24 protein-coding genes are annotated in these 25194 nt (G+C 58.6%); 10 read left to right on the forward strand and 14 right to left on the reverse strand.

Annotation, left to right across the window (positions count from 1 at the left end; translation table 11 throughout):
* Nucleotides 1-114 precede the first annotated feature (114 nt).
* From DSM3645_RS01955 to DSM3645_RS01970, 4 genes are all read right to left on the reverse strand, one after another.
* Entirely contained in the window at nt 115-981 is an 867-nt protein-coding gene (locus DSM3645_RS01955) for a flagellin (RefSeq protein ID WP_002650313.1), read from the reverse strand.
* A 113-nt stretch (nt 982-1094) separates the two neighbouring features.
* On the reverse strand, nt 1095-1442 hold the full coding sequence (locus tag DSM3645_RS01960) for a hypothetical protein (protein WP_002650314.1): 348 nt from the start codon (nt 1440-1442) through the stop codon (nt 1095-1097).
* Nucleotides 1439-1762 (reverse strand): divalent-cation tolerance protein CutA, encoded by a 324-nt coding sequence (cutA, locus tag DSM3645_RS01965; RefSeq protein ID WP_002650315.1) that lies wholly within the window; start codon nt 1760-1762, stop codon nt 1439-1441. The genes DSM3645_RS01960 and cutA overlap by 4 nt, the downstream gene beginning before the upstream one ends.
* Nucleotides 1763-1905: 143 nt before the next feature.
* Complete coding sequence (locus DSM3645_RS01970) at nt 1906-3354, reverse strand: hypothetical protein (protein ID WP_002650316.1); 1449 nt, start codon at nt 3352-3354, stop codon at nt 1906-1908.
* 166 nt (nt 3355-3520) lie between these two features.
* On the opposite strand from DSM3645_RS01970, the gene DSM3645_RS01975 reads away from it, so the two are divergent.
* On the forward strand, nt 3521-5341 hold the full coding sequence (locus DSM3645_RS01975; RefSeq protein WP_050769284.1) for a cytochrome c3 family protein: 1821 nt from the start codon (nt 3521-3523) through the stop codon (nt 5339-5341).
* Nucleotides 5342-5347: 6 nt separating this feature from the next.
* On the opposite strand, the gene nagB is transcribed toward DSM3645_RS01975, so the two are convergent.
* The gene (gene nagB / locus DSM3645_RS01980; RefSeq protein WP_002650319.1) at nt 5348-6154 is read right to left on the reverse strand and encodes a glucosamine-6-phosphate deaminase; all 807 of its coding nucleotides are present in this window, start codon (nt 6152-6154) and stop codon (nt 5348-5350) included.
* Nucleotides 6155-6397: 243 nt separating this feature from the next.
* Between nagB and DSM3645_RS01985 the strand changes: the two genes are divergently transcribed.
* The 3 genes from DSM3645_RS01985 to DSM3645_RS01995 all read left to right on the forward strand — a co-directional run bounded on the left by DSM3645_RS01985 (nt 6398) and on the right by DSM3645_RS01995 (nt 8687).
* Entirely contained in the window at nt 6398-7225 is an 828-nt protein-coding gene (locus DSM3645_RS01985) for a ParA family protein (protein ID WP_040351534.1), read from the forward strand.
* A 94-nt stretch (nt 7226-7319) separates the two neighbouring features.
* On the forward strand, nt 7320-8006 hold the full coding sequence (locus DSM3645_RS01990; protein WP_081444687.1) for a DUF2695 domain-containing protein: 687 nt from the start codon (nt 7320-7322) through the stop codon (nt 8004-8006).
* Between the two features lie 21 nt (nt 8007-8027).
* Nucleotides 8028-8687, forward strand: a complete 660-nt coding sequence (locus tag DSM3645_RS01995; RefSeq protein WP_161603273.1) for a TVP38/TMEM64 family protein — start codon at nt 8028-8030, stop codon at nt 8685-8687.
* Here the strand turns inward: DSM3645_RS01995 and DSM3645_RS02000 are convergent.
* The 4 genes from DSM3645_RS02000 to gyrA all read right to left on the reverse strand — a co-directional run bounded on the left by DSM3645_RS02000 (nt 8647) and on the right by gyrA (nt 14735).
* Nucleotides 8647-9960 (reverse strand): UDP-glucose dehydrogenase family protein, encoded by a 1314-nt coding sequence (locus DSM3645_RS02000; RefSeq protein ID WP_002650323.1) that lies wholly within the window; start codon nt 9958-9960, stop codon nt 8647-8649. The two genes, DSM3645_RS01995 and DSM3645_RS02000, sit on opposite strands and share 41 nt — an antisense overlap.
* A gap of 120 nt (nt 9961-10080) precedes the next feature.
* The gene (locus tag DSM3645_RS02005; protein WP_002650324.1) at nt 10081-10980 is read right to left on the reverse strand and encodes an NAD-dependent epimerase/dehydratase family protein; all 900 of its coding nucleotides are present in this window, start codon (nt 10978-10980) and stop codon (nt 10081-10083) included.
* Nucleotides 10977-11966 (reverse strand): GDP-mannose 4,6-dehydratase, encoded by a 990-nt coding sequence (gene gmd, locus DSM3645_RS02010; RefSeq protein WP_002650325.1) that lies wholly within the window; start codon nt 11964-11966, stop codon nt 10977-10979. Before gmd ends, DSM3645_RS02005 begins: the two co-directional genes overlap by 4 nt.
* Nucleotides 11967-14735 (reverse strand): DNA gyrase subunit A, encoded by a 2769-nt coding sequence (gene gyrA / locus DSM3645_RS02015; RefSeq protein ID WP_002650326.1) that lies wholly within the window; start codon nt 14733-14735, stop codon nt 11967-11969. It lies immediately after the preceding gene.
* Between the two features lie 316 nt (nt 14736-15051).
* Here gyrA and DSM3645_RS02020 point away from each other — a divergent pair, with 316 nt between their 5' ends.
* The 3 genes from DSM3645_RS02020 to DSM3645_RS02030 all read left to right on the forward strand — a co-directional run bounded on the left by DSM3645_RS02020 (nt 15052) and on the right by DSM3645_RS02030 (nt 16835).
* Nucleotides 15052-15576 carry a hypothetical protein gene (locus DSM3645_RS02020; protein ID WP_131282115.1) on the forward strand — a complete coding sequence of 175 codons (525 nt, stop codon included), beginning with the start codon at nt 15052-15054 and terminating at the stop codon, nt 15574-15576.
* Entirely contained in the window at nt 15564-16055 is a 492-nt protein-coding gene (locus DSM3645_RS02025; RefSeq protein ID WP_002650328.1) for a hypothetical protein, read from the forward strand. The genes DSM3645_RS02020 and DSM3645_RS02025 overlap by 13 nt, the downstream gene beginning before the upstream one ends.
* Before the next feature lie 249 nt (nt 16056-16304).
* Nucleotides 16305-16835: a hypothetical protein gene (locus DSM3645_RS02030; protein WP_002650329.1), complete on the forward strand. Its 531-nt coding sequence runs from the start codon at nt 16305-16307 to the stop codon at nt 16833-16835.
* Nucleotides 16836-16851: 16 nt separating this feature from the next.
* Here DSM3645_RS02030 and DSM3645_RS02035 read toward each other — a convergent pair whose 3' ends face one another.
* The 4 genes from DSM3645_RS02035 to DSM3645_RS02055 all read right to left on the reverse strand — a co-directional run bounded on the left by DSM3645_RS02035 (nt 16852) and on the right by DSM3645_RS02055 (nt 20315).
* On the reverse strand, nt 16852-17685 hold the full coding sequence (locus DSM3645_RS02035; RefSeq protein ID WP_002650330.1) for a hypothetical protein: 834 nt from the start codon (nt 17683-17685) through the stop codon (nt 16852-16854).
* A gap of 72 nt (nt 17686-17757) precedes the next feature.
* Nucleotides 17758-18210 carry a carboxypeptidase-like regulatory domain-containing protein gene (locus tag DSM3645_RS27545; protein ID WP_002650331.1) on the reverse strand — a complete coding sequence of 151 codons (453 nt, stop codon included), beginning with the start codon at nt 18208-18210 and terminating at the stop codon, nt 17758-17760.
* A gap of 53 nt (nt 18211-18263) precedes the next feature.
* Nucleotides 18264-19304: a DUF1559 domain-containing protein gene (locus DSM3645_RS02045; RefSeq protein ID WP_002650332.1), complete on the reverse strand. Its 1041-nt coding sequence runs from the start codon at nt 19302-19304 to the stop codon at nt 18264-18266.
* A gap of 258 nt (nt 19305-19562) precedes the next feature.
* The gene (locus DSM3645_RS02055) at nt 19563-20315 is read right to left on the reverse strand and encodes a formylglycine-generating enzyme family protein (protein WP_002650334.1); all 753 of its coding nucleotides are present in this window, start codon (nt 20313-20315) and stop codon (nt 19563-19565) included.
* Between the two features lie 241 nt (nt 20316-20556).
* Between DSM3645_RS02055 and ald the strand changes: the two genes are divergently transcribed.
* Genes ald through mtnA form a run of 3 tightly spaced genes read left to right on the forward strand, consistent with a single transcriptional unit; the run spans nt 20557 to nt 23305 of the window.
* Entirely contained in the window at nt 20557-21669 is a 1113-nt protein-coding gene (gene ald / locus DSM3645_RS02060) for an alanine dehydrogenase (protein ID WP_002650336.1), read from the forward strand.
* Nucleotides 21670-21695: 26 nt separating this feature from the next.
* Complete coding sequence (gene purE, locus DSM3645_RS02065) at nt 21696-22214, forward strand: 5-(carboxyamino)imidazole ribonucleotide mutase (protein WP_002650337.1); 519 nt, start codon at nt 21696-21698, stop codon at nt 22212-22214.
* A gap of 14 nt (nt 22215-22228) precedes the next feature.
* On the forward strand, nt 22229-23305 hold the full coding sequence (gene mtnA / locus DSM3645_RS02070) for an S-methyl-5-thioribose-1-phosphate isomerase (RefSeq protein WP_002650338.1): 1077 nt from the start codon (nt 22229-22231) through the stop codon (nt 23303-23305).
* Between the two features lie 359 nt (nt 23306-23664).
* On the opposite strand, the gene DSM3645_RS02075 is transcribed toward mtnA, so the two are convergent.
* Nucleotides 23665-25182, reverse strand: a complete 1518-nt coding sequence (locus DSM3645_RS02075) for a carboxypeptidase M32 (protein WP_002650339.1) — start codon at nt 25180-25182, stop codon at nt 23665-23667.
* Nucleotides 25183-25194: the final 12 nt, after the last annotated feature.

The following is a 25194-nucleotide window of genomic DNA, read 5'->3' on the forward strand; positions in this document are numbered from 1 at the left end:
CTCGATTCGAGGGCCCGCTCCAATTGCGGGAGCTGCTTACCTAACAAAATCGGGAAATCGAGCAAAGATCAATTCAAGAATTGGTCACGAACTTCCGACATCGTCATTCGCCTGCTAGCGTCGGTTGAGGTCGAACAACGCATCAAACAGGCTCGCTTGCGTCTGGGCGACCGCGACCAGCGACTTGTAAGCGACGAGCGAGCTGTGGGCCAAAATGGCGCTGCGGGTCAGCTCGGACGTTTCGCTTCCATAGTCCGCGTCCATGATTTCGCTATAGATGGACGTGAGTTGGATTTCCTGGTCGTAGAGCGATTCGTAAATCGAATCGTGTGAGTAGCGATCGAAGACGCGATACTCGGCCCGAGCGTAGATCGTCCGCGATTGCACCGCGTCGAGCGTCTGCAGCGCGGAAGCCAAGTCGCCGCTCTCTAAATCGTATTGCCCGCCAGAGCGCAGATCGGCCAGAACGGCGGCTTCGTCGCCGAGCGTTTCGGAATTGATCTCGGGCAGATGCAGCCGATCCCATGCGTAGTAGTCGGGACGGTAACTTACGTTGACCGTCTTACCGCTGAAGACCAGGCTGCCGTTGTAGGTCGATTCGCCCACCCGATCGATCGCGTCGATAGCGCCGTCGATTTCCAATTGCAGCGCGGCTCGCTCGGCGTCGGTGGTGGTGCTGCTAGCAGCGGTGAGTAGATTTCCGCGGATCTCGCTGGTCAAGCGAGAGACTTCGGCGAGCCCGCTATCGGCGACAGCGACCAGCCCACTGACGCGTAGCGTCGAGCGCTGCAGCGCTTCTCGCGTGGCGATCTGGGATTTGATCATGTTCGCGGCGATCAGAGCGGCGGGATCATCGCTGCCGCGGTTGATGCGCTGGCCGGTGGAGAGTCGCTGCAAGGCGCCCAACATCGAGTTGAGGTTTCGATTGACCGCTGTGGCGACGATCAGATTTGCGCTCGAGTAGCTAGAGACGGGGTTCATCGGCAACAGGCCTGTCGTGCAAACGCCAAGAGAAGAGAAGGGGACGCTTCACCAGGAAACGTAGCATTCTTGGCGACACGATTTTGTCGCTGGTAGCGATTGCGCTGATTGGCTTAAGAAACGCTGTCGCGAAGGAACTGCTCGACGTCGAGAAATTGTCCGTCGCGCACCTTCTCGACGCGCAGTTTTGCGTCGGGCCAGCCGAGGGAACGGACTAATTGCTGGAACGGTTCGGCCGTGTAGACGCCGGTTAAATCGACGCGCAGAACATGATCATCCCGGTCGTAGACGACGCCGTCCAATTGCCAGCTTTGATCTTCTGCGACCCAGACGAACGAACCATCGGGTTCAAAAAACATGCGCGGCCAGTGCGACCAAGTCTCTTCGACCTGTTCAAAGCTGACAGGAAAAAGTCCGGCCGCGGCGTCCGGATGAAGCGAGATCGGAAAGCTGTCGCTCAAATTTCGCTCTCGACTTGATCGTTGAGCCAACTGAGATAGTCAATCGAACCATGCACGATCGGCACGGCGACCAACTCAGGCACTTCGTAAGAATGGATCTGTTCGATCGCTTGGGCGACGGCCTTAAAGCGTTTGGCTTCCGTCTTGATAATGCAGAGAGTTTCGTCTGACTGGGCGATCTTGCCGCGCCAATTGTAGACGCTGCGAACGCCGGGCATTATTTGGACGCAAGCGGCCAATTGTTGACCAACCAGCGCATCTGCAATGTGCTCTGCTTCTTCCATACTAGAAGCGGTCGTATAGATGATAATGGCTTCCATCTTTGGAAACTCGCCGGAGGGGAGTGAAGTGAGGACGCAAATGCGTCTTCGGATAATCTACTCTTCCAATAGGCATTTCCCCAGTGTTTCTCGACTGCGGATTGCCGAAGCAAATTGGTCAATTTTCCCACAATAAGCACGCTTTAGTGGGTAAATCGCGAGGCGGCGGCGCCGGACTGAAAGAAGTGAGGCCGGTCGAGATTCGCTGATTTTACGGAAATGACCGAGCCAATCGGGGTGGACGCTTCGGCCGCATCCATACGAACTTGCCGTCGTGTCGAAGCAGCGGACCCTAGCATGCTCGACCAGGTTTCATAGGGACGACCGTGCCGTTCATCCCCCTGATAGAAGGCGAGCAGATTGATCGAATCACTGGCTACCAATTGACCACCTGGTTGTGCTAGTGACGTCGTATCATACACGCGCCGCCAAGAGCCGCTGTTGAAATAGATCTGATTGAGTACAAAACCGTCGGCGTAACTCGCTTCGAGCGGCGTTGCGACCGCGCGATGCGTGTGACCATACACCACGTACTTGGCGCGGCGGTTGCGAAACTCCGATTCGGTCAACGCGAATTGCAGGAGCGATGGCTGCAGCGCTTCTTCCTGGCTAGCAGGTCCGTTGCGGTTGAGCAGAAACTGCGACGCGAGTTGATCGACGTCGATCGAGTCGCTCCAACGTTGCGAGCGGAACCAGGAGGCGTCGAGAATTTGCTCGATCTGCTGGTCCCAGAGCGATCGCAACTCGTACTGCAGCGACCGTTTCGCCCCGCAAGTGCGCTGAATTGCGTTCGAGAGCATCGTTGACATCACGCTCAACGGACGGACGTCGGTTAGTTCTTCCAGCGCCAGAATCAATTCGAGCGGCAATTCGCTCCCAAATTTCTCGGCTGCGGCTTGGACGAATCGCATCGCGCCTTCGATGATGATCGCGTCGGCCAAACTGCTCTCGTCGCGGCGTCCGCGAAAGCTGAGCGAGTCAAAGACATCGCCATGCCGAGCATAGACGCGATGTTTGGCCAACGTGCGCGCTAGTTGCGGACATTCGCTCGGATCGTGCGGAAACGGCGCCTCGGGCGAGTTCGCCAAGCCCAGCTTGCTGCAGATCGTCCGACGAATCGCGTTCGTCGCGTCGCCGCTGCGATACAACAACCAGTCGGCGTCGCCGACCATGTAGTAAAGTCGGACCGGAACCGGCTGCAATTGGATGTCAAAGGCCGGCTTGCCGTCGTTGGTCGCCATCGGAATGCGAATCGCGCCGCGGTTGGCTAACGACTCCAGCGTGGCGATCGCGTCTTGGTTGTGCTGCAAGATGTCGGCGACGATCGTCGCCGTTTGTTCGACGGTCGCGACATCGCTTGACCAGGGGCGCACCAACCCGGAGAGCCACTGCGCACTGTTGACCAGGTCGAGGACGTCGCCGAGCAAAACGATGTCGATGCCATCCAAGGGGCGATAGCGATCGTCGGCGCGCCATGACGCGCGGACCGCCATGTCCTGCATTCGTTCGACGAACATGCGAAATGCGTCCGCATCGAGCGTTCGCGCCGTCGTTCCATCGGTCAAATGAAGATCACTGACAATGACGAGCATTCTTACCCCCTTTCTGGTTTCAACGCGCTGCCCGCGCATGACCCGTCGTCTTTTTTCGGAAACCGGTCGTATCGAACGTGAAGCATATTCCGAGAAAACAGCCGACAAACCGCGTGAGAGCGACTTAGAATAAGGAAACCGACCGTTTTTGCTAGCAAAGCCTGCGATGCACGCTTCGTCACGTGTTCATTTTGCGTCCACTTTGGTATTGATCGCCCTATTCTTGGGGGCGATTTTGCTAGCGTGCGCCTGGACCGCGGCCGACGGTCCCCAGGTGACTCGGATCACGCGGCCGGTCGAGCTTCCGCAACAAGTCGCCGCCGATGGCTACGTCGGATCAAAGTCTTGTCTGGAATGTCACGCCGACCAGTGTCGCTCGTGGGGCGCGTCGCATCATCGCCGGATGACGCAACTCGCCGAACCCGACTCGGTACTAGCGCCGTTTGACGGTCGCACGATGACCCTCTACGACCAGTCGTATCGCGTGCAGCAACGTGACGGCCAGTACTGGGTCGAGATGCCGAATCTGTACGGCGACGCCGAGGCCGCCCCTCGGATTGAGCGTCCGATCGTAATGACGACCGGATCGCACAACGAACAGATCTATTGGTTTCCGAGCGACGATGGCTCGCTGCGGATGTTTCCCTGGGCGTACCAGATTCGCGCCGAGAAATGGATGCCGGTCGACGCGATCTTCATCACGCCTCCGCGTGACTCGGTCGCACGAAGACCAACTTGGAATCATCGCTGCGTCCAGTGTCATACGACCCTTCCTCGTTCGCATCAGTTCAATCTGCAGCAGGGGGCCGAAGTGGCCGAACTGGCGATCTCGTGCGAAGCGTGTCATGGTCCCGGACAGGCGCATGTCGCGTCCGAGCGCTCGGGGCAAGGAAGAGGCGCGATCGTCAATCCGGCGAAATTGACGCATCAGCGTTCTTCCGAAGTCTGCGGGCAATGCCATAGCGTCCACTCGACGTTTGACGACGCCCAGGCGCATCGACTGGATGCAGAAGGCTGCAGTTATCGTCCCGGCGATGATCTGGCGAAAGCGAAAAAGCTGCTCGCGGAAGGCTCGGTCGATCAGTTTTGGTCGGACGGCATGGTCCGCGTGTCGGGTCGCGAGTACACCGGACTGCGAGCTTCCGCCTGTTATCAGCAAGGCGAGATCTCGTGCGTCACTTGCCACGAGATGCATCAGCCGGTCGATGATCCACGACCAGCCGTCGAGTGGGCCAACGATCAACTGCGGCCTGAGGCGCTGACCAATCAAAGCTGTACGAACTGTCATGCGACAATCGCCGCCGATGTTCCGGCGCACACGCATCATGCGCTCGAATCGAGCGGCAGTCAGTGCGTCAATTGTCACATGCCGCACACGGCGTTTGGGTTGCTAAAGGCGTCGCGCAGTCATTGGATCGACAGCCCCCGCGTCGAGCGGATGAGCCAATCGATCGACTGGAATTCGGCGCGACCGAATGCTTGTAACCTGTGTCACTTGGATCAAAGCCTTGGCTGGTCAGCGAACCATTTGCATGACTGGTTTGGCCAAGAGAAGCCCGATTTGCCCGCCGAAGAACAAGAAGTCGCCGCGGCGATCTTATGGCTGACCCGCGGCGACGCCGGGCAACGCGCCTTGTTAGCCTGGCATTGCGGTTGGTCAGCGGCGCAACAGACGAGCGGCACGGCTTGGATGGCGCCTTATCTGGCGCAGCTGTTGGATGATCCCTACGCGGCGGTCCGCTTTGTCGCCGGACAAACGAAAGATCGGCTGCCGGGCTTTGCCGACTTTCCGTATGACTCGCTAGCCGACGAGACGGTTTTGCAAGAGCGAGCCGCCGCGATGTTGCAGCAGTGGAGCAAGACGCCGGCGCCGCCGAAGACGCGACGGGCCGAACTGCTGATCGACGCCGACGGCCAACTGGATCAAGATCGAATCGAGCTGTTGCGTTTGCTGCGTGATGAACGGCCGATCAATCTGGCGGAGTAGCGGTGATTACGCTTCATCAATCCAGGGAAGCTTGCCTGACTCCAGCATGCGGTGAGCGTCTTCGACTCCTTCGTAGTATTCGCGACGGGCAAGTTTGGAAGCGGCCGCTTCGTCCAGCACGACCACCACTTCGCGGTGCAGTTGCAACGCGCTGGCGGTAACCTGGGCGGTGACCGGACCTTCAATCGTCGCGGCGATTGCATCCGCTTTGCTGTCGCCAAAGGCGAGCAACAGACAGCGGCGCGACTCGAGGATCGTGCCGACGCCCATCGTGATCGCCAATTTGGGGACCGCATTCTCGCTGCCAAAGAAGCGCGCGTTGTCGCGAACCGTTTCTGGCGCCAGCGTCTTCAAACGGGTTCGACTGCCGAGTGACGAGCCTGGTTCGTTGAACGCGATGTGCCCATCAGCGCCGATCCCCAGCACTTGCAGCTCGATGCCGCCGGCGTCGACGATCAATTGTTCGTAACGATCGCCATACTTCTCGAAGTCGAGGGCGCGGCCATCCGGCACATGCGTGTTGCGGACGTCAATGTTGATCAGATCGAACAGGTTTTTCTGCATGAAATAGCGATAGCTTTGCTCATGCGAAGGGGGCAATCCGACATACTCGTCCAGGTTAAACGTCTTGACCCGCGAGAAGTCGAGCCCTTCCTCTTGGTGCATGCGGATCAATTCGCCATACATCTTGAGCGGCGTTCCCCCGGTTGCTAGCCCCAGCGTGCAGACCGGCTTTTGGCGAACCAGACGTGCGATCATCTGGGCGGCGCGGCGGCTGGCTGCTTCGGGGGTCGGTTCGATAATGACGCGCACGGCGGATACTCCAAACGTGTGGGGCGAACGAGTGCTTGCAAGCAATGCAAGCGGCGGATCGCGCACGAGGCCCTATTTGGGCCCCAATGCGAACTTTGATAATAAGCGCTGGACCGGGTAAGCAAAAGAGTCTGCACAGACTCGACAAAATTCGGCGCAGAATTCATCTGGCGATCGATCCCCTTTGGCCGTTATACTCCCCCGCCCCAGTTGCGCACCGGCCAGAACAAGGAGGTTTCGACCATGCGATCCATCGCTGTACTCAATCAAAAGGGTGGAGTCGGTAAAACGACGACCGCCGTCAATCTTGCCGCTGGCCTGGCTCGCGCTGGAATGCGGGTCTGCGTCATCGATCTCGATCCCCAAGCACACGCATCGCTGCATCTCGGAATCGGCGTCGATAATGGACACGATTCGATTTATGAAGTTTTGGTGGGGGACGCTTCGCTGGCGGATGTGCGTAAGCAAGTCGCCGAAAACCTGTGGGTTGTCCCGGCGCATCTCGACCTGGCCGCCGCCGAAATGGAACTCGCTGGCGAAGTTGGACGCGAGGTGATCCTATACGACAAGCTGGCCGCCGACGATCAAGAGTTTGACTATCTGATCATCGATTGCCCGCCTAGTCTGGGCGTGTTGACGCTCAACGCGTTGGCGGCGGTGACCGAAGTCTTTCTGCCGCTGCAGCCCCACTTTTTGGCGCTGCATGGTCTCAGCAAGCTGCTGCGGACCGTCGACATCGTCGCGCGCCGCATCAATAATCACCTGCGCTTGACCGGCGTGATCCTTTGCTTGTTTGAATCGAGCACGCGCCTGGCGGGAGAAGTCGCCGGCGACGTCGATCAATTTTTCACCAACGGAGCGGGCGCCAATACGGCTTGGGCCGACGCCAAAGTCTTCCGCACGCGCATTCGTCGCAATATTCGTTTGGCCGAAGCGCCCAGCTTTGGGCAATCGATCTTCGAGTACGACGGCTCGTCCAACGGCGCCGAAGATTACGCCAACTTGGCTCGCGAAGTCTTGGGAGTTCCATTGGCCAACTCCGAACAGCCGAAACTGGCTGGAGCGGCGTAGACGGAGACGCCAGGCGCTAGGATCGCGTGACAGCGGCGGTGACGGGGATTATCCTGCTAGGGCAGGCCTCCCCGTTTTCATACGAGCTTTCGTCATGCCGAGAGTCTTAAATGCGTCACAAGTGACGTCGTTGATCAGCGATATCGACAAGCACGTGCGCGCGAGCGGCTGCAACCATACGCATCAATTTGCGCAAGTCTGGGCGGCGCAGAATGGCATTGATTGGCGTGACATGCTCGATGCGCTGGAGCAAAACTGCATGTTTTGCGACTGCGAAATCGTGGCGAATCTAGAAACCGACCAACTTGAGTTTATCGAGTCGGCAGTTGCCGTCGAAGCCGCGAATCGCTGGTTGTCGCCGTCATTGAAAGCTGCAGATGATTCGATGATCACACGCTGGATCGTCGCCAAAGAAGGCTTGGGAAAGAACAATTACGCACAAGACGGGGAATGGCTCATCCCGGCTCCGTGGGGTGCGACTCCGCGCAAACGAGTTCGCAAGACGGTCCATTTTTTTATCGGCGCGCAGTCCGGAATGCCGACGGAAGTTGGATTTGTCGCTGAGATCGAACCGCAGTCGACCGCTCAAATAGTGGAGCGAATCGCCGCTAGTTCGGTAACGGAGTTGTCCCCTTTTGATACCCGCGTCGTGTGGTTCGTACAGCAAAAGATTGCGCGTTTGGCGGTGTCGTCGGCAGTGGGAACCGACCTGCGCGAGGTCGTCGGCGTTAGCGGCAAGCGCCGCGAGTTGAATATTTATCGCGTGATTGTGCGGGGCTAAAGCGACAAAGTGCGTCCTTTTTTGAAATGGTTGTTTTTGATCGGCGTCGTCCTGCTGGCGCCGATCATCCCGCTTTTGTTTTGGGAAACCGAGGTCGAAGCGGTGGTCGCCGGCTGGACCGAACATCCGCCCAGCGCGCCGCTGACAGCGTTGATCGTCTTCGCGCTATTAGCGACCGATATCTTTCTGCCGGTGCCGTCGAGCGTGGTTAGTACGCTCGCTGGATCGCAGTTGGGTACGATGCTGGCCACGCTGGTTTGTTGGGCCGGGATGACGGCCGGCGCGGTGATCGCGTTTGGGTTGTCGCGACGCTATGGCGATGCGATCGTACGTCGCTATACGCAAGCGTCCGACGTAGTCGCAATGCAAACGGTCGCCGATCGAATCGGCCCCTGGGGAATCGCGCTGACGCGAGCGCTGCCGATCTTGGCCGAAGCGATGGTGCTGCTGCTAGGAGCGAGCCGATTGGAGTGGCGGCGATTTTTGCCGCCGATGTTGCTCGCCAACCTGGGGATCGCGCTGGCTTACGCCGCTTTCGGAGAACTCGCGGCGCAGCACGAATGGATCTTAGTCGCCGCCGGCGTCAGCGCGGCCGCGCCGCTGTTGCTCACCTGGTTCTTGCGGCGACATCTGCAGCGCGTTACGAGCGAACCGTCTGACGACCGATCGAGTAGTACGTAAAGCCCAGCTCTTGCATCAAGCCGCGATCGTACAGATTGCGGCCGTCGAAGATGACAGGCGCGTTGAGCCGCCGCTTTACATCGTTCATGTCCGGCTGACGGAACTCGGCCCACTCAGTATTGATCGCTAGAGCATCGGCGCCATCGAGCGTTTCAAGCGGCTGATCGCAATAGGTCAGCTTGTCGCCGTAGATCGCGCGAACGTTGTCAGCCGCTTCGGGATCATGAACTCGCAGCTTGGCGCCTGCGGCCAATAAATTGTCGATCAGCACTAGGGCGGGAGCTTCGCGGATATCGTCGGTTCGCGGCTTGAACGCTAGACCCCAGATCGCGAAGGTCTTGCCGGCGAACTGGCCCTCATAGAATTCCGTCATCTTATCGAGCAGCGTCCGCTTTTGCGCCTCGTTGATCACGTCGACCGCTTTCAACATGACGGGATCGATGCCGGCTCGCTCGAACATCGCTTCGAGGGCGCGGACATCTTTCGGAAAGCAACTGCCGCCGTAGCCGACGCCGGGAAAGAGAAACGCGAAGCCGATCCGGCTGTCGTGACCGATGCCGCGGCGGACGTCGTTGATGTCGCCTCCCAGTTTTTCGGTCAGGTTGGCCATCGTGTTGATGAAGCTGATCTTGGTCGCCAGCATCGCGTTGGCGACGTACTTGGTTAGCTCGGCGCTCTCGGGCGACATGACCAAAAAGGGTTTTTCCGTCCGCAAAAACGGAGCGTAGAGCAGCCGCAGCTTTTCGCCCACTTGGGGATCGCGAACGCCGACCACGACGCGATCGGGTTTCATGAAGTCATCGATCGCGGCGCCTTCTTTGAGGAACTCCGGATTGCTGGCGACATGGCAGTCGCGTCCCGTTTTCTCGCGCAGGCGAGCAAAGGTCTCGGCGTTCGTCCCGACCGGCACGGTGCTTTTGATCACGACCGCGGCGTCCGGTTTCAGGTGCGGAGCCAGACCGTCGACCACTGCCCACAGGGCCGAAAGATCGGCGGCGCCATCGTCTCCTTGCGGCGTCCCGACGCCTAGATAGACTAGCTCGGCGTCTTTGACCGCCGCGGCCAGATCGGTCGTAAACTTGAGACGACCAGCCTCAGAATTTCGGACGACCAGTTCTTCCAGGCCCGGCTCATAGATGGGGATTTTGCCGGCGTTGAGATCGGCGATTTTCGCCGCATTGATATCAACGCAGGTGACCCGATTGCCGCTGTCGGCAAAACAGGTTCCCGTCACTAGACCGACATAGCCGGTCCCTACCATGGCGATTTTCATGACGTGCCAAACCGTACAAACGTGGGATGGAAGATGCGAATGAAAGAGCCATGATACCGCAGAGAGAATTGCGCGGTAACCTTGGCTAGGCGTTGAACGCCGCCGAGAGGGTATCGGACGCTACGCCCATTCGGCCCAGACGTCGGCGATGGATCGCTGCAGCGAAAACTGAGGGGCATAGCCCAGTTCGCGGATCGCCGAGTTGTCGGCGATCGCTTCGGAGCGGATTTTGGGATCGCGTTCGTGGACCTCGGGCCGACGGCCTGACAGTTGACAGATCATCTCCATCAGATCGCCGGTGCGGGTCGGTTGGCCGCTGCCGATGTTGTAGATCTTTCGATCTTTTCCTTTTTCGGCGAGCAAGCGGTAGCCGCGAACGATGTCGCGGACGTCGCTCAGATCAAAGCTGACATTCAGCGATTCGACTTCGATCACGTCGAAAGCGGACGACAAACGTTTGCACCACTCCGGCACGATATAGTTGGGGGTCTGCCCTGGACCGGTATGGTTGAACGCGCGTGCGATGACGACCGGCACGTCCGACTGCGTCAACGCAACTTGCTCGGCGGCGAGCTTGGATCGGCCGTAACCACGAGCAGGAAGCGGGATCGTTGACTCGCTGACAACCGGGTTCTGCTGGTCGACGACTCCATAGACGTGCGAGCTGCTGACCAGCACGACTTTGGGTTTGGTTGGCAGCGAAGCGGCCAACTCCAACACGCGGCGGGCGCCATCGACATTGGTATGGACCGCTTCTTCATTGGGAAAATCAGAGCCGCACAAATCGGGGCGACTGATCGCGGCGAGATGATAGATCACCTCTGGCTGAAACTGTTGTATCGCGTCTTCCGCTTCGCCGCTCATCGATTGGCAGATGTCCCAGTGGACGATCGTGGCGCTGCCCATCAGCGAAGAGGTCGATCCGCGTACGACTCCCATCACATCGTCGCCGGCGGCGAGCGAATGTTCGACCAGATGATATCCACCAAATCCGGCCGCACCTGTGATGAGAACTCTCACGGCAGTAGTCCATCCTTCATGCGTTCGACGCGATGTAGATCTGCGTCGACCATCATGTTTACAAGTTGTTGGAAATTAACCTTCGGCTTCCAGCCTAGCTCTTGCTTCGCTTTAGAAGCGTCGCCGCACAACGTGTTGACTTCGGCCGGACGAAGGAATGCGGGGTCCAGCTCCACATAATCTTCCCAATCAAGTCCCGCGCGGTCAAACGCCAATTCGACAAATTGCCGAACCGTATGTTTTTGCCCCGTCGCGATGACGTAATCACGCGGCGAATCTTGCTGCATCATCAAGTACATCGCTTCGACAAAATCGCCGGCGAAGCCCCAGTCGCGCTCAGCGTCAAGATTGCCCAGTCGCAACTTATCGAGCAGGCCATGCTTGATTCGCGCAACCGCGTCTGTGATTTTGCGAGTCACAAACGCCGTCCCGCGCAGCGGCGACTCATGATTGAAAAGGATGCCGCTCACGGCGTAGATATCGTAGCTCTCGCGGTAGTTAACCGTGATCCAGTGGGCGTAGACCTTGGCGACTCCATACGGGCTGCGCGGCCAGAAGGGAGTCGATTCATCTTGCGGCTCGGTCGGCACTTTGCCGAACATTTCGCTGCTTGACGCCTGATAAAAGCGAATCTGCGAATCAACCACGCGAATCGCTTCCAACATCCGCGTAGCGCCCAGTGCGGTCACTTCGCCGGTCAGCAGCGGTTGCGAAAAGCTGGTCGGCACGAAACTTTGCGCCGCCAAGTTGTACACTTCCGTCGGCTTGATCTTTTCGAGCAGTCGAACCAGCGACAACTGATCAATCAGATCCCCTTCATGCAATTGGATTCGATCCAACAGCGGCTCGATTCTCTCGAATCTTTCACTGCTGCTGCGGCGAACCATGCCGTGGACTTCGTATCCCTTCTCGAGCAACAGTTCGGCCAGGTACGCGCCATCCTGGCCGGTGATGCCTGTAATCAGTGCGCGTTTGCTTCGCGTCATTTATTCGTCACCCGTCTCCGGCGAATCTTCTTCAGCGGTCGAATTGCTGTCGACGTCGGTCACTTCCGGCGGAGCCGGTTCGACGACGGGCGCTCCGCCATCGGCGGGCGGAGTGGAGGGCTCTTCGCTCGATTCCAGCTCGTCATCGACACTGTCGTCTTTCGGCACGCGGACGACTGCGGCGAGCGAATCGTCTTTGTCGAGCGACATGATCCGAACCCCTTGCGTGTTGCGACCGACGATGCTGATTTCGGCGGCCGAGACCCGTTGGATCTTGCCGCGGGCGGTCATCATCAGCACTTCGTCTTCATCATCCACGCGGACGATCGAGACCACGCGGCCGTTGCGGGCCGTCGTTTTGATATCGCGTAAACCTTTGCCGCCGCGACGCTGCGTGCGATACTTGGCGCCGGACGAGAGTTCGTCATCGTCACCTGACGCTTCGTCTTCGACCACGGGTTCTTCTTCCGCAGCAGAATCGTCTTCATTGGCCGATTCGTCGCTCGGCGGCGCGTTGTCGGCGCGAGTTTGATTCGGGCCAAAGTAGGTCCGTTTGCCGTGACCATGCTCGCAGACGGTCAACAACTGGGCGTCAGGATCCGCGACGACCATGCCGACCAGCTCGTCATCGGCGTCCAACTTGATTCCCTTCACGCCGCTGGAATTACGCCCCATCGGTCGAGCGTCGCTTTCGCAGAAGCGAATCGCCATGCCTTTGGAGGTCGAAAGGACCAGCTCGTCGCCGGGCTGCGTCACGACGACATCGACCAGCTCGTCATCTTCGCGCAGTTTGATCGCGATGATGCCCTTTTTCATCGGACGGCTGTACGCTTCCAGCTTCGTCTTTTTGACCAGCCCTTTGCGGGTCGCCATCACTAGGTAGTGATCTTCGACGTCGAAGTCTCGCACCGCACGACAATCGGCGATCCGTTCCCCTTCTTCCAGCTGCAGCAAGTTGACGATCGCGCGGCCGCGGCTTTCGCGCGATAGTTGCGGCAGATCGTACACCTTTTGCCAGTAGACTTTTCCCTTCGTCGTGAAGAAGAGCAAGTAGGCGTGCGTGCTGGCGACAAACAGATGTTGAATCGGATCGGCGTCTTCGCTCTTGGCGCCTTTGATTCCTTTGCCGCCGCGACGCTGCGCCTTGTAGGTAGTGGCCGGCGTGCGCTTGATATAGCCGCTGTGACTGATCGAGACGACCATCGTCTCTTCTTCGATCAGGTCTTCCAGGTCGATGTAACCCAGTTCTTCCAGCGAGATCTCGGTCCGCCGCTTGTCGCCGAATTTCGCTTCGATCTCCAGCATCTGATCGCGGATGATTTCGCGGATGTTGCGTTCGTCGGACAAAATCCGGAGATACTCGCGAATCTCGGCCAACAGCTGAGCATGTTCGCCCGAGAGACGCTCTTGCTCGAGATTGACCAACTGACCCAGCGTCATCCGCAAGATCGCGTCGGCCTGGACGCCGGTCAACGTGTAGACGTCGGCGACTCCCCGTTCCTGCTGGAACAGCTCGAACCCTTCTTCGCCCAGGGCGCGAGCCAGCATCGAGGCCGGCGATTCGATCCCCATCAAGCGCGTTTTCGCTTCGGCTTGCGTGCTGGAAGAACGAATGATGCGGATGATCTCGTCGATGTCGGCCAGCGCCAGCAGCAAACCTTCGACGGTATGCTTGCGCTGCCGCGCCCGCGAGAGCAGAAATTGCGTCCGGCGGCGGATCACGATCACGCGATGGCGAATGAACTCGTCGATCAAGTCGCGAATCGTCAGCGTCCGCGGCTTGCCGTCGACCAGCGCCAGCATGATGATCGAGAACGTGTCTTGAATCGGCGTGAACTGAAACAGCTGATTCAGCACGATATCCGGATCGGCGTCACGCTTCAGCTCAAGCACCAAGCGAACCGGTTCTTTCAGATCGCTTTCGTTCCGCACTCCGCTAATGCCGACGATGCGTCCTTCGTTGGCGGCTGCGGCGATGCGCTCTTCCACGCGGTCGCGCGTTTGCTGATACGGAATGTCATGAATGACGATCCGGTTGCGCCCTTTTACATTGTCGATCGTCGTGTGCGAGCGGACCAGAATCGTGCTGCGGCCGGTCAGATAGCCGCGACGCACGCCGGAGCGGCCGCAGATGATGCCGCCGGTCGGAAAGTCGGGACCAGGAATGATCTGCAGCAGTTCTTCGATCGGAACGGTCGGTTCTTCAATCACTTTGACGACCGCCCGACAGACCTCGCCCAGATTGTGGGGAGGAATCGACGTCGCCATCCCGACCGCGATTCCTTGCGATCCGTTGACCAGCAAGTTGGGATACTTGCTCGGCAACACGGTCGGTTCGGTGTTCCGTTCGTCGTAGGTCGGGATATAGTCGACCGTATCGAGCCGCAGATCCTCAAGCAGCATCTGCGCGTAAGGGGACATGCGGGCTTCGGTATACCGCATCGCAGCCGGAGGCAAACCGGCGATCGAACCAAAGTTCCCCTGTTTGTCCACCAACAGGTAGCGAGTGTTCCACTCTTGGGCCATCCGGACGAGCGTGGGATAAATCACGCTTTCGCCGTGCGGGTGATAGTTACCGCTGGTATCGCCAGAGATCTTGGCGCATTTCACCCGGCCGGAGCCCGGCGTCAGGTTTAAGTCATTCATAGCGACCAAGATACGGCGCTGCGAAGGCTTCAACCCGTCACGTACATCGGGCAGCGCACGGCTGACGATGACGCTCATCGCGTAGGTCAGATAACTTTCCTTCAACTCATCTTCGATCGACATCTCGATGAAGGTGGTGAGGTCGGTTGGTCTTCCTTCTTCCGGGTTCTCTGGCGTGGTTCCGTCAGTAGACAAGCGACGATCCTTTCCGTGGAAACTTCAGAGCGGCGCCAAAGCAAGAAGCACTTTGGCAGGCGGCGCGAAGTACGGCGGCCGAATTAGGCCGCCAAGATGGAATTTCTGTGCCTGGATTTTATCAGAATTTCATACGGTCAACTAGCAGGGTACGCGGGTTTTGCTCTGTCGCAACCTACTATGATACAATGGTTTGCGACGCGACTTTTTCGCGCGACAGACGGGCCTCGATTCTGTGGAATTTATGACCTCTTTTGAGCGCGCCAGCGGGGATCGAATTGAACGCCGGCCGCCCCCCGAATTGGCCTTCTGGGCCTGCCTAGCGATTGTGGCCGCGATGGGGGTAATCGGTCTGATCATCGGGATCGCCGTCAGCGAATTTTGGGGGGAACTCTCTGACCCCGATTCGTGGGTCGATACCGTGCTGGCGATCCTGGTATTGTCGGCGCCGGCGGCGATGCTCTATCTGAGCGTTTTCTGCCGTTTTCGCCTGGCGGCCGCGGCGATGACTGTTTGTCTGTGCATTGTCAGTATCGGCGCCTTTTTCGGCATGTTAGCGGCCACCTTCTATTCCGAGACGGCGACGGTGATTTTGCTGGTCGTGTTTGGGGTGGCGCTGCGAGTGGGGCATCTTAACTCGTGTTGGTACAGCGTGTTAAAACAAGAGGATATCGCGCCGCAGTTGCAGTTTCGTCGCTTGGACCTGGCGCTCACGGTCGTCTCGGTGGTGATCATGACAACGGTAGCGGCATGGACATGGACGAGATAGACGAAGCGCCTCAGCATCGGCCTTCGCGCGAGCTGGTCTTTTGGACGGTGGTATTTCAAATCTCCTCCTTGGCGTACGTTGGATTTCACATCGGCGCCTGCCTCCGCCGGTACCTGCTATGGGGCGAAAGCATCATCCCGATCATCTCGGTTCCCATTTTGCTGGTGGTCGTTGTTGTCCTGCTCTATCGCAGCGTTTTCTGTCGAGATTACCAATCGATCACTTGGATCTTGCCGCTGGTTTTGGGGATAATCTGGCTGAATATCGCAGGCGGCAATGTGCCTGCGCTCTATCCGATCGTGACGGTGATAATCGTCGCTCGCCTGATCTATCTCGAATACCAATGGCAACAATATCTGCTGAAGAATAGCGTTCCGCCCCGCGGTGGATTTTCGCTGTGGGACTTGATGATGGTAATCGTCGGCATTTCCATCGTCTTGGCCTCCGCCAGGCATATCTTGGCGAATCCCTGGTTCTAACCCCCCTGGCGGCGTCTCATTCTGAGAAACTCTGCTGCCGATCTGACAACAAATTCTTTGTCACCGCTGTCCGCTTATTTGAATAACCGGCAATCTCCTCCTAGATAGGGAGCCAATCGGCCGTCTGCCCAGTTTTCGGCGACTGGCGCGGCAATTGCCTTAAGTCGGTCCGCGAACAACAACGCGTGGAAACGATGTTCTACGCACAATGCGGCATGACGCCTCAACCTTCGATAGGAAACTGAGGCAATGTTATTAGTCAAACACTTGGTCGTCATCGTAGGACTGACCGCATTAGGATTCGCCGTACCGATCGCCCATCAATTGCGTGAGACCTCGTGGGGCGAAGCGACCGCCGCCTATCAGGTTGCTCCAGCGGCTGCGCTGCAAATTGCGGTCGACGAAGCCCGCTCGCTTGTCATTGGTACCCGGGAGTTCGCGCTGCAACTACGTGGTGAAACGATCGACAAGTGGGATGATATCGCGGCGAGCCGCTTCGCGTCGATTAGTTCTTCCGAACATGGCGCGCTCGGTTTGGCTTTCCGCTGGAGCTTGCTGATGACGGTCGCCTATCTGGCGCTGCAATTGGCGACCCTCTTTTTCGGCGTCCTCTCCCGAGCGAACTACCTAGCGAACATCGCGATCATCGGCGGGATCGTCCTGTTTCTGACCGGCAGCATGCCGGCGGCAGGATTGTTGGCGATCGCGGTCGGCATGATCCTGAAGCTGGGCCAGATCTTGGATCACTTCACAACGGTGAAGCCGGCGGCGGAGTTTTAAGCTTTCGCGGCTGAGATCAAACGACGTCGCGCAGTCCCGACTTTTCATCTGGAACCGCCGGTACGACGTAGCCTTCGTGGCCTGCTTTGTCTCGCGAGTTGCGTCCGATCAAGAACTTGCCGGGTGCGATGCCCACGACGCCCAACGAACAGTTGTAGTTCCAGCGACCGAGCATTTTGAAATCGGCGTCGGTCTTGATCAACTCGGCTGGTTTGCCATAGCAACCGAACCACCAATGGTTGTCATGAAAGTTGGCCGTTTGAATTCCCATCAGCGAGTAGCCGCTATCGATTACATGGCGCTGGACAAATTTCAGTTCCGCGTCGTATTGGTAGGCGTAGTTTTCTTCGATCCCCGGCGGCAATCCCCCGATCACGTAGAAGTGGCCCGCACGAGAGCTCATGCCGCCGGCGCCGTGGACAACTTCTGGAGTTGCGACGCGATCCAACTCTCGCAGCGTCTCGGCGTCATAGACATACGCCCAAGAGTCGGCTGCTCCAGCCGGTTGATTGAACTTGCCCAGGTTCACCGCGACGTAGATCTTGCCGTCAGCGAAACAAAGATCGCCGTGGTGACTAGCGACCGGAACTTTTTTTACGATCTGTCCCGTAGCGTCGGTCTTGACTAGTTGGTCGGTGAAGGGCCAAAAGATGTGACCGCGGTCGTCGACGCAAATCCCTTGCAAATGGCCCGGATAGCGGCCGGTGCAGGTGACGTTCGCAAACGGCGGTTCGATCCGACTTTCGGCGAGCAGCGACTTGCCAACGCAACTCACTCCGGCCAACACTGCAGCGCTCTGCAAAAATCGCCGACGGGGAAGGGACGAAGCGACAACAGGATTTTGCGACATGCGAGATCGAATCAGGTAGGCGAGATAGGTGGGCGGCAGGAGAGAATATTCTAGTAGACCCCGTCTTCGACGCTATTGCAAATCGAAGGTAAGGGCATTTCCCTCGGGGCCAATCGTCGCCGTCAGTCCCGACGTTTTGGCTTTGCTATAGCGCACCGGCAGGAGACTTTTGAGAGGCGGCGAAACGCCGTCAGGCAGGTCTGTTGGCGCGGCTTCATATTTGACAACCGCCACTTCGTAGGAGCCTACTTCGGCGCCGTCGCCAGCCACATAGGTCGTCAAACGAAAGTTGCCGGTTGCGTCGGTACGTGCGACGGCGCCATGTTCTTTGTCGACTCCCTGGAACATCAGCATTGCGTCCGCAAGCGGTTCGCCATTGTGGGTGACGACGCCGGTGACGGGAACGGTGGGAGGATAGCGAGATGGTTCGCTAAAACATCCAACCGCCGCCCAAGGTATTGTCGCCAGACAGACCCACGCGAGCGGCGACCAAGGGGCGGGGCGCGGCGATTTTTCGATGTACATGGTTCGATTCCTTCATCGAATGCGGAAGCAAGGGGAAGTCGCAGCGTGCGAAGCTAGTTGCTGGCGATGACTTCGCCGCCAGAAATCGAGCCGAGCGAACCGAAAACGCCATACGGACTGGGTCCCGAAAATCCATGACTACGCGTTTCGCTGGTGTCTCCGGTATCGATGGTGTCGGCAAGAAACCGTACCGATCCATCCAGCAGCACCGCGTTGACGCCGCCGGGATGTTCGCTGCTGGGCGAGAAGACGCCGTATTCGCCGTCGCGCGCGTTCGGAGCATTGGGCGCCAAGACGGCGTTAAACCCGACGAAATGGACGTGACCGCGCGTGCCCCACGAACCAAAACGGCAGTTGGCCGAAAGACCTTCCACAAAGTAACGCCCGTCGGTCGTGGTCAACGCCAATGAGGGATTGTTGCGAAGTCCAGATACGACGGCCATGCAGCGGCGATGATCGGTCGAGCTAGCGGTGGTGGTTGGGTTGGAGTAGGGCTGACGCAGGCGTTCGCTCATTGCCAGCGTATTGCTCAGTCCATCCGTAACTTCCGCCAGACGAACCCAACGAAGATAGCTGAACGGACCGCGTGAGCGCGTCGCCAACGGCGCCGTCGACGTCGAGCCGTCATTCGTTTCGGTCATGTCATCCCCTTTGTTGAACGCATAGTTCACCAAGCGTGCTTCGCGCGCGCCGGTCAGGTCGCCGCCGGGATCGGATGGGCAGCGGAGCGAATCGGGGAAGCCGTCATACCCGGACCAAGTGCTGAGCGCGTCGGGGAAAGGTGCAATCCCGTTGGCTGGGTCGCCGGTCGCGATGCGATCGTAAAGCGCGCTTTGTTCCAGGAAGGGAAACAGCGGAATATAGCCGCTCACGCGATTGATCGTCTTGCGAGCCGGCAACGAACGGTGGGTGTCATGATAGTTGTGCAGCGCCAGGCCCAACTGCTTGAGATTGTTGCTGCATTGCATTCGTCGAGCCGCTTCGCGCGCCGCTTGCACCGCAGGCAGCAGCAATGCGATTAATACGCCGATAATGGCGATCACCACCAAAAGCTCAACCAGCGTGAATCCGCGGCGGGACTTGTCGATGTTCATGAATTCCTAACGAAAACTGCGTTGCGAGAGGCGAATCAAGGTCGCAATTATATGCAATTCGCCTGCGATTTATTTCAACCAGCCCGCAGTATAGGCGCGTTCGATCGGTTCGCAATCTTTCCGGAAAACAACCGCGAGAAATTCATCATGTCTTCAAAAGAGATGTGCAAACTCTTCATGAAGTCCAGTGAGTTGGCGCAGTCTTTTTAAATTAGAATTTTTTCTTGAGAGCGTCGGCTTGCGACCTGTGCTAGAGCGCTACGCACCATCCTTTTTCGCGGCTTTCGCCAACACGCAGCGAAAACCGACCGCGTCATCCGCCGTTGCGGCGGCGAGCTTTTGTGCCGACGCAGCCACACACTCTTCGGGCGGCGATTTCCAGCTTCCGCCGCGCACGTAGGCCGCGGTCGGCTTCTGGTTGGCCGTCTTCTCGGCTTGCGTCCATTCGGCCAGATATCCGTGCATGTCGTACAGTCCCCACGCGTTCGGCTTCAGAACGCCGACCGGCGGATCGTTGCCGGCCGCGTTGCCGCTGTGCCAGGCGTAGTCGTCCAGATCAGACTCGTCGTCGCCGAAGTGATACTTGGTCGCCGCACCGGCGCGGCAGCAATACTCCCACTCGGTATTGGTGGGAAGGCGAATCACTTGATCGGCGTCGATCAACTTCGCTTCGCGCAGCAGCTTTGTTACTTGCTCGCAGAAGGTTTCCGCGTCGGTCAGCGAGGTCATCTCAACCGAGTTGCGGTTTCCTTTCCAGCGCGATGGATTGGCGCCGATTACGGCTTCGTAAAGTTCCTGCGTCGTTTCGTACTTGCTGATCGCAAACTCTTGCTGGGCGATCTTTTGGAAGTTGACTTTGTGCGGCGGCCCCACGGCCATGAGCTGGGGAAACTGCGGAGCACCCGGCGCAATCGTGATCAGTTCGCTACGAAACTGCTGCAGCAGCTTTAAAGTCGCTTCATCAGCAGGAGCGGTGACAACGGCGAGCACGAAGCAGATTGAAACGTACATGGGGTGATCTCGGCAGGAAAAGTCGCAAATCGGGCTAGGGTCGTTGTACATGACGCTCGACTATTTGCAAGTTTTGCCCAAGATGACGACGTTTTTAGGGCCGCTAGATTTCTATTTTGCGCAAATCGGTCCTGTAATTGCGCAGGCGAGCTGCTGGCCTTCTATCGTCTGCGGCTGAAAACCGCCAAAATAGGCGATTGCCCCGGTTCTTTGATAACCAATCCGTTCGAGGAGAGAGTCGGTGATTGTTGGAATTCCCCGCGAAGTTAAACGAGATGAATACCGTGTCGCCATTTTGCCGGTCGGCGTTGAAGAACTGACCCGAGCCGGGCATCGCGTGTTGGTGCAAGTCGGCGCCGGCGACGGTTCGGGAATTCCGGACGAAGACTATGTCGCCAGCGGCGGCGTGATGGTCGAGGACGCGGCGACAATCTTTGGCGAAGCCGACATGATCATGAAGGTCAAAGAGCCGCAGCCGGAAGAGTTCCCGCTGATTCGCGCCGGCCAGACGATCTTCACCTACTTTCACTTCGCCGCCAGTTTAGAACTGACCGAAGCGATGCTCCACAGCGGCGCGATTTGCGTCGCCTACGAAACGTTGCGGGATAGCGCCGGTCGACTGCCGCTGCTGACCCCGATGAGCGAAGTCGCCGGACGGATGAGCGTGCAAGAAGGCGCCAAGTATCTAGAGCGTCCGCAGATGGGCCGCGGCATTTTGCTGGGCGGGGTCCCCGGCGTTAAGCCGGCGCACATCACCATCTTAGGCGGCGGCATCGTTGGCGCCAACGCAGCCAAGATCGCGGCCGGCTTTCAGGCCGATGTCAATATTCTGGACATCAATATGGATCGGCTTCGCTATCTGGATGACGTGATGGCCGCCAATGTAAATGTGCTCTACAGCGATCGCCATGTGATTCGCGAGCAATTGCGGTTAGCCGACCTGGTGATCGGCGCCGTGCTGATTCCCGGCGCCAAAGCGCCCAATCTGGTGACCCGCGAAGATCTGAAAATCATGAAGCCCGGCAGCGTGATCATCGATGTCGCCGTCGACCAGGGGGGATGTGTCGAAACGACGAAACCGACCACGCACAGCGACCCTACCTATATTATTGAAGACGTCGTCCACTACTGCGTCGCGAACATGCCGGGCGCAGTCGGGCGAACCAGCACCTTCGCTCTGTGTAATGTCACGTTGCGGTGGGCGCTGGAGATCGCCAATTTGGGCGCTGAAAAAGCGGCTTCGCTTTCCGCTCCGCTGGCTTCGGCGATGAGCATCTGCCGGGGGGAAGTGACCCATGAGCCGGTTGCGAAAACGTTCGGCATGACTTACAGTCCAAAGTTTGATCTTAACTAAATATTCGATGCGTTAGAGAGCAAGCGATGAGCGATAAAACAGCAGCCGTCAAAGTCGGCATCATCATGGGAAGCGACAGCGATTGGCCTAAAATCAAAGGCGTCGCCGCGGCGCTCGACGAATTTGGGGTTGGTTACGAAGTTCGCGTAATGAGCGCCCATCGGACGCCGCATGTCGTCGGCGAATACGCGATGACTGCGGTTGACCGTGGTTTGAAGATCGTGATCGCCGCAGCCGGCGGTGCGGCTCACCTGGCCGGCGTTGTCGCCGCGCACACCACGTTGCCGGTGATCGGGTTGCCGGTGCCGACGGCCGAACTGGGCGGGCTCGACTCGCTTCTGTCGACCGTCCAGATGCCAGGCGACGTGCCGGTCGCCAGTATGGCGGTGGGAATGGGCGGACCGCGCAACGCCGGTTTGTTCGCCGTCCAGATTTTGTCGCTCTCCGACGCCGACCTAGCCGCCAAGTTCGCCGCGTTCAAAACGGGTCTGGCTGATAAGATCGCTGCGAAAGACGCCAAGTTGCAAGAGTCGCTCGCGAAGTAACCCCCGAGAAGCCGATGCAGACCGAACTAACGGCCGACGTAGAACCGATTCGCTTTCACGGTCAGACCGACGGCACGCTTGATCTGATTGATCAAACGTTGCTGCCGGTCGAGTTGACCTTGATCACTTGCCGCGACGTCGAAACCGTCTGGGAAGCGATCAAGCTGCTGCGCGTCCGGGGGGCGCCGGCGATCGGCATCGCCGCCGCTTACGGCGTGGTGATCGGGATGCAAACGGTTGGTGATGATGACGCGGCCGCGTTCTGGAAACGCTTGGACGAAGTGACCGACTATCTAGCCGGTAGCCGACCGACGGCCGTCAATCTGTTTTGGGCCCTGGATCGGATGAAGCGAGTCGCGCATCAGCTGCGCGACTCGGGCACGTCGATCACCGATATTCGCATCGCGTTGCTGGAAGAAGCGAAAGCGATTCATGCCGAAGATCGTGAGACCTGTCGCGCCATCGGACGGCATGGCGCAACGGCGCTCGCCGGCGCTTCCAACTTTCTGACGCATTGCAATGCCGGCGGTTTGGCGACCGCCGACTATGGGACGGCGCTGGCCGTCTTTTTTACGTTGCAAGATGACGGTAAAGATCTGCATGTCTTTGTCGACGAAACCCGGCCGCTGTTGCAAGGCGCGCGACTAACGGCGTGGGAGTTAGCGCAGCGAAAGATCCGCGCGACGCTGATTTGCGATTCGATGGCGGCCCAAGTGATGCGTGAAGGTCGCGTCGAAGCGATCGTCACCGGCGCCGATCGGATCGCGGCCAACGGCGACTCGGCCAACAAGATCGGCACCTATTCGTTGGCGGTCTTAGCCAAAGCGCACGGGATCCCGTTTTATATCGCGGCGCCGATCAGCACCTTCGATATGGCGATCGAGTCCGGCGACGAGATCCCGATCGAAGAACGAGCCGCCGAAGAAATCACCCACGGCTTTGGTCGACAGACCGCGCCCGCCGGCATCAACGTTTACAATCCGGCGTTCGACGTCACGCCGGCCGAGTTGATCGCAGGGATCATCACCGAGCGGGGAGTGATCTCACCGGTGACGCGAGAGCTGGTCGCCCAGATGTTTGCGGCGAAGTAGTCGACGTTTCGAGCGAAACGGAAATCTCTGTCGGATGCGAAGCCGCTAAGCGCGGCGGCTGCGTAATCCCGTCCCGCGGCGCAAGCAGGATCACCCAAGTTGTGACAAAAGCCGCAACCTGGACCCAGCGCCGCCAATCTAGGTCGGGCTCAAGCAATGCAAATACCGGGGAAGAGGAGTGTGAAGGGGATCCCTTCTAGAGTAATTGCCCGGCGCAGTTTGAAAAGGGTAATTCGCCGACGGTAGGAAGCAAGTACCAACGCGACACTCGCCCGCTGCGTCAGCGGGCGAGTGTTTGCGTCTCAGGGCAGTTCGTCAGGCCAAGGCCAGACCAACAACTTTCCGCTCTCCGCTATTCTTTAGTGTCCAATCCCATACAACGGCGCGTATTTGGTTCGCAAGTACCTCAACAACGGGCGATGGTCGATCGATTCGCCGCAGATGTTGTGCATCAATTGGGGCGCCGTGTAGCAACTTCCCGGGCGATGAACTTTGTCGCGTAGCCAATTGAGCAGCGGGATGAACTCGCCGCGGCCGAACATCTCGGCCAGGTCTCCCAGTTCGATGGCCGCTTGATCAAACAATTGCGCGGCGTACATGTTGCCGAGCGAATAGGTGGGGAAGTAGCCGATCAATCCGGCGCTCCAGTGGACGTCTTGCAAACAACCATCCGCGTCGTCATCCGGCACGACGCCTAGCATCTGTTGATACTTTTCATTCCAAGCGCCAGGCAAGTCGGCCACCGGCAGATCGCCCGAGAGCAGCGCCTGCTCTAGTTCAAAGCGAATAATGATATGCAGGTTGTAGGTCGCTTCGTCCGCTTCGACCCGAATCAACGAAGGCTGCACATCATTGACGGCATAGTGGAAATCGCTCATCGGCGTTTCCCCCAGCGCGGGGAACGTTTTCTTCAGTTCAGGGAAATAGTGGCGCCAAAACGGATAGCTGCGCCCGACCATGTTCTCCCATAACCGCGATTGCGACTCATGCAGGCCGAGCGAAACGTAGGAGCCTGACGGCAGGCCATATTGATCGGCTCGCAGTCCTTGGTCGTAGAGTCCATGTCCCGATTCATGCAGCGTGCTGTAAAACGCGGAGGGAAAGAAGTTTTGGTCGTAGCGCGTGGTGATGCGGCAATCGAACGGCCCCATGCCGCAGCAAAAGGGATGATGCGTGACGTCAAGTCTGCCTGCGTCAAAATCAAAGCCGATATCCTTGGCGACGCGCTTGCCGAATTCTTCCTGTGCGGCGATCGGGTAGTCGCGTTGCAAGATTTCCATTTTCGGATGGCGACCGGTCTGGGCGATCTCGGCGACCAGCGGCGCCAGATCGTCTTTCAGCGCCGAGAGCGCGGCGGCGACTTCGGATGTTTTCGCTTCTGGTTCAAAGTAATCGAGCAGCGCATCATAGCGCGATCCGGCGTGGCCGATGGTGTCGGCCATTTCGCGCATCAGCCGCAAGATGTTGTCGAGATGGGGGCGAAACAGCGGAAAATTGTTTGAGCTGCGCGCCTGCACCCAATTTTGCTGGGCGAGCACTTTAGCTTTGCTCAGTTCGACAACCAGCGCTTGCGGAAGTTTTGAATCGCGGCGATATTCGCGGGCGAGCACGCGAATCGTCGCGCCTTGATCGCTGTGCGGATCGGCGGCCAAAGGACTATCGGCCAGCGAATCGAGCAGTTCCCCAACACGCGGAGAAGTGCGCCGCTCGTGAATCAATCCGGCCAACAGCGAGACTTGTTCGGCTCGATACGCGCCTGCCTTGGGCGGCATGATCGTGCGCTCGTCCCATTCCAGCAGTTGCTGAATGCTGTCGAGCTTGGCCGCTTCGCCGATCTCTTGGCAAAGTTCGTCATACTGTTGTGAATAATCTGACATGGGCGATCTATC

It is taken from the genome of Blastopirellula marina DSM 3645, assembly GCF_000153105.1.
In the GTDB taxonomy this organism is placed as follows: Bacteria; Planctomycetota; Planctomycetia; order Pirellulales; family Pirellulaceae; genus Blastopirellula; species Blastopirellula marina.